The organism is Streptomyces griseochromogenes, assembly GCF_001542625.1.
GTDB classification, from domain to species: Bacteria; Actinomycetota; Actinomycetes; order Streptomycetales; family Streptomycetaceae; genus Streptomyces; species Streptomyces griseochromogenes.
Map to the genome: position 1 here is coordinate 3478923 of NZ_CP016279.1, position 14310 is coordinate 3493232.

13 protein-coding genes and 3 tRNA genes are annotated in these 14310 nt (G+C 72.2%); 8 read left to right on the top strand and 8 right to left on the bottom strand.

Features of this window, described 5'->3' with window-relative positions; translation table 11 throughout:
- Window positions 1-127: 127 nt before the first annotated feature.
- The gene (locus AVL59_RS53560) at window positions 128-436 is read right to left on the bottom strand and encodes a hypothetical protein (RefSeq protein ID WP_208870379.1); all 309 of its coding nucleotides are present in this window, start codon (window positions 434-436) and stop codon (window positions 128-130) included.
- A gap of 128 nt (window positions 437-564) precedes the next feature.
- On the opposite strand from AVL59_RS53560, the gene AVL59_RS14870 reads away from it, so the two are divergent.
- Complete coding sequence (locus AVL59_RS14870; RefSeq protein WP_067303971.1) at window positions 565-1623, top strand: LacI family DNA-binding transcriptional regulator; 1059 nt, start codon at window positions 565-567, stop codon at window positions 1621-1623.
- 172 nt (window positions 1624-1795) lie between these two features.
- Here AVL59_RS14870 and AVL59_RS14875 read toward each other — a convergent pair whose 3' ends face one another.
- The gene (locus AVL59_RS14875; protein ID WP_067303974.1) at window positions 1796-2581 is read right to left on the bottom strand and encodes a VOC family protein; all 786 of its coding nucleotides are present in this window, start codon (window positions 2579-2581) and stop codon (window positions 1796-1798) included.
- Between the two features lie 339 nt (window positions 2582-2920).
- Between AVL59_RS14875 and AVL59_RS14880 the strand changes: the two genes are divergently transcribed.
- The 6 genes from AVL59_RS14880 (at window position 2921) to AVL59_RS14900 (ending at window position 5993) form a co-directional block, all read left to right on the top strand.
- Window positions 2921-3166, top strand: a complete 246-nt coding sequence (locus AVL59_RS14880) for a WhiB family transcriptional regulator (RefSeq protein WP_067317293.1) — start codon at window positions 2921-2923, stop codon at window positions 3164-3166.
- Between the two features lie 64 nt (window positions 3167-3230).
- Window positions 3231-3302, top strand: a tRNA-Ala gene (locus AVL59_RS14885).
- A 10-nt stretch (window positions 3303-3312) separates the two neighbouring features.
- Window positions 3313-3384, top strand: a tRNA-Gly gene (locus AVL59_RS14890).
- 37 nt (window positions 3385-3421) lie between these two features.
- Complete coding sequence (locus AVL59_RS14895) at window positions 3422-4807, top strand: SDR family NAD(P)-dependent oxidoreductase (RefSeq protein WP_067303977.1); 1386 nt, start codon at window positions 3422-3424, stop codon at window positions 4805-4807.
- Window positions 4804-5013, top strand: a complete 210-nt coding sequence (locus AVL59_RS54190; RefSeq protein WP_237281509.1) for a hypothetical protein — start codon at window positions 4804-4806, stop codon at window positions 5011-5013. The genes AVL59_RS14895 and AVL59_RS54190 overlap by 4 nt, the downstream gene beginning before the upstream one ends.
- Window positions 4977-5993: a leucine-rich repeat domain-containing protein gene (locus AVL59_RS14900; RefSeq protein ID WP_237281510.1), complete on the top strand. Its 1017-nt coding sequence runs from the start codon at window positions 4977-4979 to the stop codon at window positions 5991-5993. Before AVL59_RS54190 ends, AVL59_RS14900 begins: the two co-directional genes overlap by 37 nt.
- 24 nt (window positions 5994-6017) lie before the next feature.
- Here the strand turns inward: AVL59_RS14900 and AVL59_RS14905 are convergent, their stop codons facing one another.
- Window positions 6018-7814 (bottom strand): ATP-binding protein, encoded by a 1797-nt coding sequence (locus AVL59_RS14905; RefSeq protein WP_067303979.1) that lies wholly within the window; start codon window positions 7812-7814, stop codon window positions 6018-6020.
- Between the two features lie 7 nt (window positions 7815-7821).
- Window positions 7822-9225, bottom strand: a complete 1404-nt coding sequence (locus AVL59_RS14910; protein WP_067303982.1) for a vWA domain-containing protein — start codon at window positions 9223-9225, stop codon at window positions 7822-7824.
- Between the two features lie 90 nt (window positions 9226-9315).
- Between AVL59_RS14910 and AVL59_RS14915 the strand changes: the two genes are divergently transcribed.
- Window positions 9316-9391: transfer RNA gene (locus tag AVL59_RS14915), tRNA-Cys, on the top strand.
- A gap of 12 nt (window positions 9392-9403) precedes the next feature.
- On the opposite strand, the gene AVL59_RS14920 is transcribed toward AVL59_RS14915, so the two are convergent.
- The 4 genes from AVL59_RS14920 to AVL59_RS14935 all read right to left on the bottom strand — a co-directional run bounded on the left by AVL59_RS14920 (window position 9404) and on the right by AVL59_RS14935 (window position 14235).
- Window positions 9404-10243 (bottom strand): hypothetical protein, encoded by an 840-nt coding sequence (locus tag AVL59_RS14920; protein WP_067317294.1) that lies wholly within the window; start codon window positions 10241-10243, stop codon window positions 9404-9406.
- Window positions 10244-10385: 142 nt separating this feature from the next.
- A complete protein-coding gene (locus tag AVL59_RS14925) occupies window positions 10386-11360 on the bottom strand; it encodes an acyl-ACP desaturase (RefSeq protein ID WP_067303985.1) in 975 nt (324 codons plus the stop codon).
- A 229-nt stretch (window positions 11361-11589) separates the two neighbouring features.
- The gene (gene ddaH / locus AVL59_RS14930) at window positions 11590-12366 is read right to left on the bottom strand and encodes a dimethylargininase (RefSeq protein WP_067317295.1); all 777 of its coding nucleotides are present in this window, start codon (window positions 12364-12366) and stop codon (window positions 11590-11592) included.
- A 225-nt stretch (window positions 12367-12591) separates the two neighbouring features.
- On the bottom strand, window positions 12592-14235 hold the full coding sequence (locus tag AVL59_RS14935) for an ABC-F family ATP-binding cassette domain-containing protein (protein ID WP_067303987.1): 1644 nt from the start codon (window positions 14233-14235) through the stop codon (window positions 12592-12594).
- Window positions 14236-14310 lie beyond the last annotated feature (75 nt).

Consider the following 14310-nt stretch of genomic DNA (forward strand, 5'->3'; position numbering starts at 1 on the left):
CACGCCCGGGCGGTGCGCTCGGCCACGGTGAGGGCGTAGCGGTCGGAGATCCATCCCGCACCGGGCACCGGACTGCAGGACCACAGAGGTTCACCTGTGACACTCCACCGGCGCAGACCGGGCGCGCTCACTGGCTGCTCGTCGCCCGTGCCCGACCGGGCGGCCGCCGGCACGAAGCCTCCGTCGGGCAGGGCCTGGGCACAGGGCCGCCAGGGCAGCCCGCGCCCAGACAAGTCTCGTGGCAGGAACCGTCGGCGACGATGACCACCAAGGCCTCATAGGGATCGGGTCCCTGCTGCTCGGGCGGACGCTCGACGAGCAGCCAGTGCGCGCGGCCGAACGCGTCGGCCGAACTGTGGACGATGTGCCAGTCGCGACAGGTGCGCGGCAGGCGCGCGCAGGGCGCGAGCCGCGTCTCGGGGCGCTCAGTCGGCATGAGCCCTTCTCATCGTCATGCGACGATCTTCTCCGGGCCGGAAGCCTCGGCGTCACTCCCTTTCAGCCACCGCGACCGGACCGCACCGCGGTTATCCTGATCGCCAGCCGCCGAGGAGGAGTCCCGAAGTGACCGAGGGTGTGTCGCGTCCCACGCTGGAGGCCGTCGCCGCGAGGGCCGGGGTGTCCCGGGCCACCGTGTCGCGGGTGGTCAACGGCGGGGACGGCGTCAGGGAGCCGCTCGTCACACGGGTCCGGCAGGCGGTCGAGGAGCTCGGCTACGTTCCCAACCAGGCGGCGCGCAGCCTGGTCACCAAGCGGCACGACGCCGTCGCGGTCGTCATCGCCGAGCCCGAGGCCCGGGTCTTCGCCGACCCCTTCTTCGCGCTGCAACTGCGCGGCATCAGCAAGGAGCTGACGGCCCACGACAACCAGCTCGTGCTGCTGCTGACCGAGGGCCGTGCCGACCACGCGCGCGTGGCCCGCTATCTCGCCGGAGGCCATGTCGACGGCGCGCTCGTCTTCTCCCTGCACCTCGACGACCCGCTGCCCGGCCTGATCCGCAACGCGGGCGTGCCCACCGTGTTCGGCGGCCGGCCCGACTGGAGCGACGGCACCCCCGGCCCGGTCTACGTGGACAGCGACAACCGCGGCGGTGCCCGCGAGGCCGTACGGCACCTCGTGGGCCTCGGCCGGACCCGGATCGCGCACATCACCGGCGCACTGGACCAGACCTCGGCGGTGGACCGGCTCGACGGCTACCGCGACGTCATGGGTGATGTGGACCCGCGGCTCGTCGTGGAGAGCGACTTCACCCCGGGCGGCGGCGAACGTGCCATGCGGGAACTCCTCGACCGCTGTCCGGACGTCGACGCGGTGTTCGCCGCCAACGACCTCACCGCGTTCGGCGCACTGCGCGTCCTGCGCGAGCGAGGGCGGCGCGTGCCCGAGGATGTGGCTGTGATCGGTTTCGACGACGTGCTGCCCGTCGCCGAAGAGACCGATCCGCCCCTCACCACGGTGCGTCAGGACATCGAGGAGATGGGTCGGCTCATGGCACGCCTTCTGCTGGACGGCCGAGCCGACCGGAGCGGCCGCCGGGGTGACAGCGTCGGCGGGGAGCCGGCGGACGAGGCGGCGGCCGGTGTGATCCTGCCGACCACGCTGATACGCCGCGCGTCCGCCTAGACCGCCGGCCCGCCTGGGGTGCCGGCCCCTCTGCACCGGCCGTCCGCCTGGACCGCCCGTCTGCCCGAACCGCCCGTTCGCCCGAGCGCCGTCCGTCCGCACATGCAGAGAGACCACGCGTCCGCATGGGCCGACCGTGTCCACCCCACGTTGTGCAGCCGCCCCCGCGACCTCAGCCCTGTGGTGGCGCGCTCTTGATCACCGCGAAGCGGACGCCGTACGGGTCGGCGAGCTTGGCCATGCGGCCGACGCCCTCCACGGTCGTCGCCGGCATGCGCACCGTGCCACCCAGCCCCTGTGCCTTCTCGACCAGGGCGTCCGTGTCCTCGACCTCGAAGTACGGCAGCCAGTGGGCGTCGGTCTCCGTCGGGTCGTCGGCCAGCGGGACCATCCCGCCGAACATCGTGTCCTCTCCGGCACCGCCAGGGTTGACACAGGTGTACGTACCGCCCGGGAACGGCACGGCCGAGGTCTCCAGTCCGAGGACCCGGTGGTAGAAAGCGGCGGCCGCGGCGATGTCCGGCGTGTACAGCTCGACCCAGCACAGCGCACCCGGCTCGTTCGCCGCGTCCACGCCCTTGGTCCGGCCGGGCTGCCAGATCCCGAACGGCACGCCCGCCTGGTCGGCGAGAACCGCCATGTGCCCCTGGCCCATCACGTCCAGGGGCTGGAACAGCACGCTGCCGTGGGCCTGTTCGGCCGCCTTGGCGGTGGCCTGCGCGTCCGCGCTCTGGAAGTACACCGTCCAGGCGGGCGGACCCTGATCCGGGCCGGTCTGCATACCGCCGGCGACGGTCCTGCCGTCCAGCTGGAAGAAGCCGTAGCCGCCGGCGTCCGGCCCGGCCGACTGGAACCGCCAGCCGAACAGACCGCCGTAGAAGGACTGGGCGCCCTCGATGTCGGGGGTACCGACGTCGATCCAGTTGGGAGCGCCGTCCACGAATCGGGTGGTGAGCATCTTCGCCCTCCTTGAAAGCGAGCCCACGAGATGGGCCTGTCCGCTGCACTGCCGAGTCTTGCACCGCCCACTGACAACCGCCGCCCCGCGCCGCCGTGCGCCGGGCCGATACCCCCCGGTCGCCCTGGACGGCGAGCGGGACTCCGGCAGGCCTCTCGCGGGCCTGTCGTAGCGTGCTCGAAGGCTTCTCCGGGTTCTTCGGGATTTCTTGCCGATGCCGCGCGCCGCCGTGCGGCGGCCTGTCCCGGGGAGCATGATCGGGGGTGGCGCAGGGGCCCCGGCCGCGTCGTTGACCTGGCGTTGATCGAACGTTTTTCGCCGCCCGGCACGATCCTGGCCATGCACATCGAAACGATCACCCCGGCCGACACCGCCTGGCAGGCTCAGGCTCTGTGCGCGCAGACCGGGGCGGATTTCTTCTTCCCCGAGCCCGGCAGTTCGGTGCGCGAGGCGAAGCGCATCTGCGGCATGTGCGAGATGCGCTCGGCCTGCCTCGACTACGCGCTCGACAACGACGAACGCTTCGGCGTCTGGGGCGGCCTGTCCGAGAAGGAACGGCTCGCCCTGCGGCGCACGTCCTCCTGACGCCCCGCCGCCGGAAATCCGTGTCCGGCGGGACCGGGCGGGCGGTTAGGATCCCAGGGCGCGTCCGGAGGTAGCGCAGAGGCAGGCGCACCCGCATGGCATGCGGGTCACGCCGGTTCGAATCCGGTCGTCCGGACGCGTCTGCCGGTCCCGTGGAGCAGAGGCAGACTCGCCGCCTTCCCAGGGCGGTCACGCCGGTTCGAATCCGGTCGGGACCACTGCGGTACGACGGACAGGGCGGGCGGGGCGGGACGGATGAACGAGGCGACCGGTGCGGCGGTCACCGAAGCGGTGGCCGACGACGCGGTGGTCGGCGGTGAGGCGGTCGGCGAGGCCGAGCTGGCGGTCTTCCACCGGATCGTGGGCAGGCTGCGGGCGCTGCCCGTCGACGACCCGGTGCGGCTGAGGGCCGAGCAGGTGGCTGCGTCCTTCGCCCGGGACGGACGGCTCAGGCGCCGCAAGGCACGTGGGGCGGAGGCCTCGGCGGCCGACGCCGCGGCGATGGCCGCGACCGCCACCGGTGCCCTCGAACGCCGTGAGGACGCGCCGTTGGCCGGGCCCGGCGCCCCCGGAGTCTTCCGCAAGCCGCGCACCTGCTATGTCTGCAAGGCGCCGTATCGACGAGTCGACTCCTTCTACCATCTGCTCTGCCCCCGCTGCGCGGCCGACAACACCGCTCGCCGTGCCCTGAGCACGGACCTGAGCGGCCGTCGTGTGCTGCTCACCGGCGGCCGGGTGAAGATCGGCTTCCAGCTGGCGCTGATGATGCTCCGCGACGGCGCGGAACTGCTGGTCACCTCACGCTTCCCGCACGACACCGTGCGCCGCTTCCGGGCCGCACCGGGCAGCGCACGCTGGCTGGACCGGCTCACCGTCCTCGCCGTCGACCTGCGTGATCCGCGCCAGGTGCTCGGCCTGTGCGAGGACCTCAGGCAGCAGGACCGGCCACTGGACATCCTGGTCAACAACGCCGCCCAGACGGTCCGGCGGCCGCCCGAGTCGTACGCGCTGCTCGCCGCCGGCGAGCACGACACATTGCCCCCGGGCGCGCGGCAGGCGCCCGGGTTCACACCGATCGGCTCGCTGCCGGGCTCGGCCACCTCCCTGCCCGTTGCGCTGCGGGAGGCCGACGAGGCCGGGCTGCTGCCGGACCCGTCCCCCGAGAACTCCTGGTCGGCACGGCTCGGCACACTGGACCCGGCCGAGGTCCTGGAGACACAGCTCGTCAACGCGCTCGCCCCGGCCCTGCTGTGCGACCGGCTGCTGCCGCTGCTGCTGGCCTCGCCGCACCCGCGCCGCTATGTCGTCAACGTCACCGCGGTGGAGGGCCGTTTCGCCGTCCGCAACAAGACCGCCGGTCATCCGCACACCAACATGGCCAAGGCCGCCCTGAACATGCTGACCCGCACCAGCGCCGCCGAACTCGCCGAGCGGGGCGTGCACATGTGCGCCGTCGACACCGGGTGGATCACCGACGAGAACCCGGCGCCGAAGAAGGCCCGGATGGCGGACGCCGGTTTCCGCACCCCGCTGGACGTGGTGGACGGCGCGGCACGGGTCTACGACCCGATCGTGCGCGGCGAGGCAGGCGACCCGGTGTCCGGTGTGTTCCTGAAGGACTACCGGGAGGCGGAGTGGTGAGCGAGGAGACGAGCGAGCCCATGACCGGGTTCGCCGGTGTCCCCGACCTCGTGCCCCGCCCCCTGGCCGACCTCGACCCACTGCTGGACTGGCTGCGCGCCGGGCGCCCGGCGGGGGAGCGGCTGGACTTCGCGTCCGGTACGGCCCTGCCGGACGGGCGGCTGGACCTGTGCAAGCAGGGCGTCGGCGCCGAGGGGCCGCGCTGATCGCCGGAGCCCTGGCCGCCGGACCCTCGCCGGTGCGGCATCTGCTGCTCGGCACGGACGCGCTGGGCGACGCCGGAGCCGAGGCCGTGGCCGGGGCGGGCGTGGACGTCGAGACGCTCTATCTCGGCTGCAACGGCATCACCGCGGCCGGTGCCTGCCGGATCGCCGACCAGCTGCGGGCCTCCCCGCAGGTCGTCACCGGTGTCTGGCTCAAGCGCAACCCGCTGGGCGGGGCGGGCGGGCACGCGGCGGCCGAGCTCCTGGAGTCGGCACGGTCGTTGCGCACCCTCGACCTCGTCCAGACCGGGCTGGACCCGTCGGGCGCGGCCGTCCTCGCCGACGCGCTGCTCGCAGCGGAGCAGGGCGGGCGGCGGATCGAGCGGCTCTTCGTCGGGGGAAATCCGCTGGGCGAGGCGGGCGCTCGGGCCCTGGCCGCCGTGCTCGCCGCGGGCGCGGTCGACGAACTGTACGTCTCCGCCGTCCGGTTGGGCGACGCCGGCGCCCTCCGGCTCGCCGAGGGTCTGGAGCGCGCACCGCACGGCCGGCTCATCCGGCTGTCCGTCGCCAGCAACGGCATCGGTCCACGGGCCGTCGTCCGTCTCGTCACGGCTGCCGCCGCGGCCGGCGTGACCCTGCTCGACCTCGGCCGGGTCCGGGCCGCCGCGGTCCTCGCGGCCGAGGACAACCACGTCGACCTCGCCGCCGCCGACGCCATCGGCCGGGCCCTCGCTCAGGCCGAGCACCGCCTCGGCCACCTCGTCCTCACCCATACCGGCATGCGCAGCCCGGAGGCCCACCGCCTCCTCGACCACGCGGCCGATTCCCGCACCGCCACCCGCTACCGGCTGGGCAACGGCATCGCCACCAGCGTCAAGCAGCGCCTGGCCGCCCTCAGCAGCCACATTCCCGCCCTCCCGATCCCACGGGACGTGGCGGCGGTCCGCAGCGTGTACCGAACGGCGCCGCCGGACGAGCAGTGAGCCGGAGGACAAGCCTTCCTCCGCTCAGCCGCGTCTCATCGTCGTGAAGACCTCCGTCCAGAACCGCTGCTGCTCCTCCGACGCGCCCACCAGGTAGGTCGCCCGCAGCTTCGCGGGCAGCAGGCGCACCAGGCGGGCGACCGGCCCCCGGTGCTTCTTCAGCTGGGAGAGTTCCGCGTTCGCGAGGATCTGGTGGACGGTGTCACTGTCGTCGCCGCCCTCGGTGGAGTGCTCGGCGGCCCGGCGAAGGCGTGCCTCCCAGGCGTCGGTATCGCGGGCGAGTTCGCGCAGGCCGGTGACCTGGCGGTCGCTCAGGCGGTCGATCAGCGCGGTGAGCGGCACGGGCGCGTACTCGCCGTCGCCGAGGTACATCGTGCCCATCTCCAGCGGCAGTCCACGCCGGTGCAGCTTGATGAGCCGCTCCAGAGTGCGCTTGGTGATCCAGGCACGGCCCTCGTCGTCGATGTCGTGCTTCCACCACTCCAGCACCGTTTCGGCGTCGGAGCCGTAGCGGGACAGCAGCCACTCGTTGGCCGGGACGTCCTCGGGCTCCACGGTGAGCGAGGCGGTGAAGCGGGTCGCCTGAGTGATGTTGTTCCTGGACACCAGCAGCTTGCGGCCCAGGTGGTACGGCGGGTTCTGTACGGCGATCTGGGCGCGCAGGTTCTCGATCCGCCGTCCTGCCAGCGACCACTCCTGGGTGATCTCCATCAGCTTGGCGAACGCGGCCCTGTCCTTGGGCCGGTTGTACTCGTCCCAGACGATCGCCTTCGGCTCCGGGCCGGTGAACTTCGCCGCCAGCAGGTTCTCGAGCGTGCCGTCCGGGGACGGGACGGGCGCGCACAGGTCCTCGACATTGGTCACGGGCAGCGAGAAGTACAGCGGTTCCCGGCCCATCCCCTCGCGCAGGGTCTCCCGCACGGCCTCCGTCTTGCCGCACCCCGGCGGGCCCTGGAGCAGCACCGTCCAGCGGTTGCGCAGCGCGGCCCGGACGACCTGCCGGACCGGATCCGCGATCCTCGCCGGATTGGCGACGCCCACCGCCTCCGCGATCCGGTCGAGTACCTCGGCCGTGCGGTCGTGTCCGGGCCTGCCGTCCGGGCCGGGCTCGGCCAGCCGCAGCCGTGCGCCGTCGAGCAGGGGCAGGCCCCAGCGCAGCGGGAACCCCTCCCGGGCGTTCGCCAGGATGTGGTCCAGGGTGCGCGGGGACAGCAGCTCGCGCAGGGCGGGGGAGAGCGACGCCCACAGGCTGAACACCGCACGCAGGTCCCACGGGCGGTACTTGGCCGCCAGGTGCCGGCGCCAGGAGGTGTCGTTCGCCGTGATCCGCAAGGTCACCATGCGGTCGAGCAGCGCCAGGTCCCCACGCCGGGCCGACGTCTCGGACAGCGACTCGTTGTCCGTGAGGAACACGCCCACACAGCCGAGGGCCCGCAGATCGTGCTCGCCCAGGGTCCAGTTGCAGGCGATCTGCATCAGCTGCGACTGGATCGTGTCGCCGGCCTGCAGCGAGTCGTCGACGAGCAGTACGAACGGGCGGCCCGGCGTGAGCTGGCTCATCACCAGCTGGCGCAGCACCAGTTCACCGGTGTGCGGATCGCGCACGGGCGCGTTGACGAGCAGGTCGTCCGGCGTCAGGTTCGCCGCGGGCACGTACACCAGGGACGTGTCCGGGTGGGCGCGGGCCAGGTGCGAGAAGAACGTCGCCGTCTTGCCGATGCCGTGCTCGCCGAAGACCTGACCGGTCTGTCCCATGTCGATCATCGCGTCGATGAACGACTCCAGCCGGGAGGCCGTGGTCGTCTCCGTGTGTGTGGTCATCTTCCGTCTACCGCGATCCTGTGGTGACGCGATGGGAGTCCATCGCGGGTCGGTGCCGTTCGGGCCATTCGTCGCCGCCCTCGGTGATCAGCCAGATCCATTTCTCCGGCTCGGCGGGTGTGATCGGCGGGGCGTACCCGTCGGTGAGGACCACGACGGCGTCCGGAACGGCGTCCAGCCGGCGGCCGCCCACCTCCGTGCGGCCCTCGACGTAGTCCGCGACCGCCTGGAAGCTCGTGCCGCCACCGCCGTACACATGCTCGCCCGGCCGGAAAGGCATCACCACCGCGTCGAAGGACAGCCAGTGTGCCTCCACCCCGTCGATGCGGCCGACGAGTTCGGTGAGCCAGTGGATCACGTGCTGGGGCATCGAACCGGAGGTGTCGTAGGCGATCACCAGCACCTTCTCCCGGACCGGGCCGCGCCGGGCGAGCACCGGGTCCTGGCCGAGGGCCGCCAGCAGCGCGCCCCGCTTCTTGGGGTACACGAGCCGCTCGCCCTCGCGGAGCCTGGAACCCAGCACGTCCACGAGCCAGCGCTGCCACCAGTCGACGGTCCGCGTGCGCGTCGTCTCGCCGCGCAGCATGCCGGCGCCGAGCTTCCCCCAGATCCGGGCGGCCCGCGCCGAACCGTCCTCGGTACGGCCCATCAGGTCCAGCAGCTCGCGCTCCGCGCCCGCGTGGCCGCGGCGGGCCGCCAGCAGGGAGTTGAGCAGCGCGGAGGAGGTGATCGCGTCGACGGTCTCCTGGTCGGCGGGGACGAGGCCGTCCACCAGGTGCGCGCACAGCGGTTCCGGGACGGGGGGCCGGTGCATCCGCTTCAGCTCGCCGTAGACCCGCAGGTCCGTCTCGATGAACCGTTCGTACGGCACCGGCTCCAGGGCGTGTGCCGTCAGGTCCGCCACGTAGCCGTCGTACACCGCCCGGGGGTCGATGCCGGTGGGCCGGCCGTCCAGGAGCGGGAGTTCCTCCCGGTCGAGGCGAACCAGCGCCACGTGGTTGATCGCCACTTCGGCGGCCAGCGTGAACACCGGGTCGGCACGCAGCTCGTCGTCGGCGAACAGATGGCGGTGCACCAGGTGCCGTGCCTCGTGGAAGAGCACGAACTTCACACCGTCCAGGCCCAGCCGGACGAAGAAGTCAGGGTTGTACAGCAGCAGGCAGGAGCCGTCGCCGGAGGCGACCACCGCGGCCGTGTCCACCGCGGTCGTCGGGATCTGGTGCCGGCATTTGCTGTACAGCCAGGAGGCCACCGCCGACTGGGTGAGACCGAAGTCCAGCAGCGCGGCCTCTTTCAGCCGCCGCGCCTCCTCGACCACCGCCGGGTCCGCCGGGCGGTACCGCTCGATCGCCCTGCGGTCGGCGAGGTCCACCACCGGCGCGCGCGGCCGCCCCCGCTCTCCGTACGCCATGTGCCGTACCCCCGTACCGTGATTCCCCCGTGCCTCCTTGGTACCAGCCCGCACCGACAACGGGCCAAGGCATTACGCTCGGCGCCAAGGGCGGGGCCGTAGCGCAGAGGCAGACGCACCGGTCTGCAAAACCGGAACACGCTGGTTCGAATCCGGCCGCCCCGCCCCCTCGGCCCGCTCAGGCGATGGCGCCGGCGGTCGCGATCAGCTCGGGTGCCGTGCCGCGGAAGGTGTCGACGAGCTGGGCCAGGACCGCCCAGGCTTCCACGCGGTCCCCCAAGTGCTCGTGCACGAGCGGACGCAGGGCGTCCTCGGCCTCCTGGGCCCGCGCCGGGAACAGCGTCCGGCCCATGGACAGCACCTGGAGCACCGGGGCGGCGGAGCGATGCGCCGTCGCGTACTCGGCGGGGCCGTCGAGCACCCCTGCCTGTCGCACACGGTGCGTGAACTTGGGATGCGAACCGAACCGCGCGCGCAGTGCGGGCGGGCAGTCGGGGCGCACGGACAGTGCCCAGCGGACGTAGCCGGGCAGCGGGCCTTCGCCGTCGGCCGCGGCCGCGGCCGCCCAGTCGGCCGGCGTGAGGACCATCGAGGCCGCCGCGCGTGCCGTGCTCATGGACCGGGCGGCACGCAGGGCGCCGGCCAGCCCGAGACGGACGTAGCTCTCCGGGGTCTCCGGCTCCTCGCCGTGCAGGGTGGGGTGGACCGGGACGGGCTCGGTGCGTCCGGCCCCGAACGGCACACCCCGGGCGATGGCCCGCCGCAGCCCGGCGTCGGTGCCCATGAACCGCCACACCACCGCGTTGAGGTCCGGATCGTCCTCCTGCAGGACCCACAGCACCACCGAGGCGGGCAGCACGTTCCCCCACGCCCATGCGCGCTCCAGCCGCCGCCGGACCGCCCGCGGATCCTCGGGTCCGGGCAACCCCGTCCGCTCCCGGACCCGCCCGGCGGTCTCGTCGTCGATCAGACGCAGCAGAAAGCCCGCCGCCTGCTCGGCCCTGGTGTGATCACGCATGCGGGCATGATGCCGCAGGCCACCGACGGCCCGCACCGTCGATTCCGCACGCGCGCGTACGGCATCGACATGGTTCGGTCATACCCGTGGGCACGGTGAGCCGGGTCGGTGCCCAGGCTCACCGCGCCCACGGGCTGGGCGATCAGGCCCCGGCCCGGGCCGCCATCCGCGCCTTGCGGGCCGCCAGCTTCTCGTCGAACTTCAGCGCCTCGGAGTTCAGACCGCCCATGAACAGGCCGAGTTCCTCCTGTGCCTGGAGGCCCTCCGGGCCCAGGCCGTCGATCTCCAGGACCTTCAGGAAGCGCAGCACGGGCTGGAGGACGTCGTCGTGGTGGATGCGCAGGTTGTAGACCTCGCCGATCGCCATCTGAGCCGCGGCCCGCTCGAAGCCGGGGATGCCGTGGCCGGGCATGCGGAAGTCGACCACGACGTCCCGGACCGCCTGCATGGTCAGGTCGGGGGCGAGTTCGAAGGCGGCCTTCAGAAGGTTGCGGTAGAAGACCATGTGCAGGTTCTCGTCGGTCGCGATGCGCGCCAGCATGCGGTCGCAGACGGGGTCGCCGGACTGGTGGCCCGTGTTGCGGTGCGAGATCCGGGTCGCCAGCTCCTGGAAGGCGACGTAGGCGATCGAGTGCAGCATCGAGTGCCGGTTGTCGGACTCGAAGCCCTCGCTCATGTGCGCCATCCGGAACTGCTCCAGCTTGTCCGGGTCCACCGCGCGCGAGGCGAGCAGATAGTCGCGCATCACGATGCCGTGCCGGCCCTCCTCGGCCGTCCAGCGGTGCACCCAGGTGCCCCAGGCGCCGTCGCGGCCGAAGAGCGAGGCGATCTCGTGGTGGTAGCTGGGGAGGTTGTCCTCCGTCAGGAGGTTCACGACGAGGGCGATCCGGCCGATCTCCGTCACCTTGGACTGTTCCTTGTCCCAGGCCTCGCCGTCCTCGAACAGGCCGGGGAAGTTGCGGGCGTCGCTCCAGGGCACGTACTCGTGCGGCATCCAGTCCTTGGCGATCTTCAGATGCCGGTTGAGTTCCTTCTCGACCACTTCCTCCAGCGCGTACAGCAGCCGTGCGTCGGACCATGCGGACGGGCTGCCGAGGTGAGGGGAGGTGATCGTCACGGGAACTCCAGGGGGAACGCCGAACAAGGGGGAGAGACGGGGAACGGTCCGGCGAGCGGTGCCGGAAACCTACGAGATCGTAGGCTACGAAGCCGTAGGTTACGAAGCCGTAGGTTAAGTTCGCTGTAAAGATGGCTGATCAGCGACACCGCGCCCGCTTTTTGAGGGCATGTCAAACGGCCCCGAGACCCGCAGGTCCCGGAGCCGTAGTGGTGACGCGATCACCCCGTCAGGCGTACAGCTCCCGCAGTCGCACCGAGAGACAGGTCACACAGCCTTCGAGCTTCTCGAACTCGCTGATGTCCACCGTGACCACCTCGTGGCCGAGGTCGGTCAGCAGCTCCGCCGTCTTCGGGGCGCTCGCCGCCATGAGCAGCTTGTGGCCGCCGAGCAGGACCACGTGCGCGCCGGACTCCTCGGGCACCGACAGGAAGCCAGGGAACAGCGACGGCCGGTCCACCTTCGGGATGTGCCCGATGACCGTACCGTCCGGCAGCGCGGTGACCGCCGACTTCAGGTGCAGCACCTTGCTCACGGGCACGGGCACCACGCGCGCGCCGAGCGGCTCGAAGGCGGCCCGCAGCTGCTGCACGCCGGCCGCGTTGGTGCGTCCGCCCCGGCCCACGTAGATGGTGTCGCGGACCTTCAGGACGTCACCGCCGTCCAGGGTGCCCGGCTCCCATATCCAGTTCACCGAGCAGCCGAGACGGGCCACCGCCTCCTCGACGCCCGCGGTCTCCTCCCGCCGGGACTCGGCGCCGGGCCGGGTGATCAGCGCCACGTTCTTGTACATGACGACGGTGTCCTCGACGAACACCGAGTCCGGGCAGTCGTCCTCCGCGTCGACCTCGATCGTCTCCCAGCCGTGCGTGCCGAGGGCCTCGACGTAGGCCTCCCACTGCTCGACGGCCAGCTCGACGTCGACCTTCTCCCGCTCGATGTGCGTCACCAGGCCTTCGGCGAGGCGGGGGCTGGGACGGCGGACGAGCGCCTTCTTGCTGGGCACGAGAGGCCTTTCGAATCGGTGGTGCGAGGCGGCGCCCAGGACCCGGCACCGCTGCGCCATCATGCAGGGCGGCCCGGCCCGCACAAAACCCCGGGTGCCGGGCTGTGGCCCTCCTGAGATGCTCGGGCCGGGTCACGCTCGGGGCAGAGGCGCCCGAAGCGGCCCGGCCCGGCGCACTCGCGGACCATCGGGTCCGCCTCACGGGCTCAGGTGACGGTGACGACGTCACGTACACCGTTGAAACCAGGCGGGATGCCCGACCTCCTCCGGCGCGATCTCCTTCAGCTCTCCCTCCTCCAGCAACAGCCACCGCGTGATCCCGATCGACTCCAGGAACGGCAGGTCGTGGCTCGCCACGAGCAGCGCTCCCTCGTACGACTCCAGGGCCGAGGTCAGCTGCCGGACGCTCGCCATGTCGAGGTTGTTGGTCGGCTCGTCCAGCAGAAGCAGCTGGGGTGCGGGCTCGGCGAGCATCAGCGCGGCCAGGGCCGCACGGAAACGCTCGCCGCCCGAGAGCGTCCCGGCCCTCTGGTCGGCCCGCGCGCCCCGGAACAGGAAGCGGGCGAGCCGCGCCCGGATCCGGTTGTTCGTGACGCCCGGCGCGAACCGGGCCACGTTCTCGGCGACCGTGCGCTCGTCGTCCAGCACGTCCAGGCGCTGGGGCAGGAACCGCAGCGGGACGTGTGCCCTCGCCTCACCGGCCACTGCCGTCAGCTCCCCGGCGACGGTCCGCAGCAGCGTCGTCTTGCCCGAGCCGTTGCGGCCGACGAGGGCGATCCGCTCCGGACCGCGCAGATCGAGGGTCCCCTCGACACGCGCCCCGTGGGTCATCTCCAGGTTCTCCAGAGTGAGCACCTGCCGGCCCGGCGGGACGGCGGTGTACGGCAGGTCGACACGGATCTCGTCGTCGTCCCGTACGGCCTCCACCGCCTCGTCAAGACGCTCCCTGGCCTCGGCGAGCTTCTCCTCGTGCATGATCCGGTGTTTGCCGGCCGACTCCTGGGCGGCACGCTTGCGCGCGCCCATGACGATCTTCGGTTCCCGCTTCGAGTCCCACATCTTCTGCCCGTACCGCTTGCGGCGGGCCAGCTTGACCTGGGCGTCGGCGAGTTCGCGCTTCTGCTTGCGCAGATCCGCCTCCGCGACGCGCACCATCCGCTCGGCCGCCTCCTGTTCCACGGCGAGAGCCTCCTCGTAGGCCGAGAAGTTGCCGCCGTACCAGGTGATCTCCCCGGAGCGCAGATCGGCGATCTGGTCGACCAGGTCCAGGAGTTCACGGTCGTGGCTGACGACCACCAGCACGCCCGGCCAGGCGGCGACGGCCGCGTACAGCCGGCGGCGCGCGTACAGGTCCAGGTTGTTGGTGGGCTCGTCAAGGAGCAGGACGTCAGGGCGGCGCAGCAGCAGCGCGGCCAGGCGCAGCAGCACCGACTCGCCGCCGGACACCTCGCCGACGGTGCGGTCCAGGCCGATGTGGCCGAGACCGAGTTCGCCGAGGGTGACGAGGGCGCGCTCCTCGACGTCCCAGTCGTCGCCGACCGTCTCGAAGTGCTCCTCGGCGACATCGCCCGCCTCGATGGCGTGCAGGGCGGCGCGCCGGTCGGCGATGCCGAGGGCCTCGTCGACGCGCAGCGCCGTGTCGAGCGTGACGTTCTGCGGCAGGTGACCGACCTCGCCGGTCACCTTGACGGTGCCGTCGGCCGGGGCCAGCTCGCCGGCCAGCAGCTTCAACAGGGTTGACTTGCCTGATCCGTTGACGCCGACGAGACCGGTCCGGCCGGGGCCGAAGGCGGTGTCGAGGCCGTCGAAGACGGGGGTGCCGTCGGGCCAGGCGAAGGACAGGGACGTGCAGGTCAGGGAAGTAGACATGAGGGCCTCGCGGTTGCTGGATGCGGTCGGGCGGACGCGTGCGGAGACACCGCGAGGCGGAAACCGAAGAACCTG

Coding starts and splice junctions, on each gene's coding strand:
- AVL59_RS14875 (WP_067303974.1), bottom strand. CDS start 2,581: ATGCTCACCACCCGATTCGTGGACGGCGCTCCCAACTGGATCGACGTC.
- AVL59_RS14895 (WP_067303977.1), top strand. CDS start 3,422: ATGAACGAGGCGACCGGTGCGGCGGTCACCGAAGCGGTGGCCGACGAC.
- AVL59_RS14910 (WP_067303982.1), bottom strand. CDS start 9,225: ATGGCGTACGGAGAGCGGGGGCGGCCGCGCGCGCCGGTGGTGGACCTC.
- AVL59_RS14920 (WP_067317294.1), bottom strand. CDS start 10,243: ATGCGTGATCACACCAGGGCCGAGCAGGCGGCGGGCTTTCTGCTGCGT.
- AVL59_RS14935 (WP_067303987.1), bottom strand. CDS start 14,235: ATGTCTACTTCCCTGACCTGCACGTCCCTGTCCTTCGCCTGGCCCGAC.
- AVL59_RS53560 (WP_208870379.1), bottom strand. CDS start 436: ATGCCGACTGAGCGCCCCGAGACGCGGCTCGCGCCCTGCGCGCGCCTG.
- AVL59_RS14880 (WP_067317293.1), top strand. CDS start 2,921: ATGCACATCGAAACGATCACCCCGGCCGACACCGCCTGGCAGGCTCAG.
- AVL59_RS14905 (WP_067303979.1), bottom strand. CDS start 7,814: ATGACCACACACACGGAGACGACCACGGCCTCCCGGCTGGAGTCGTTC.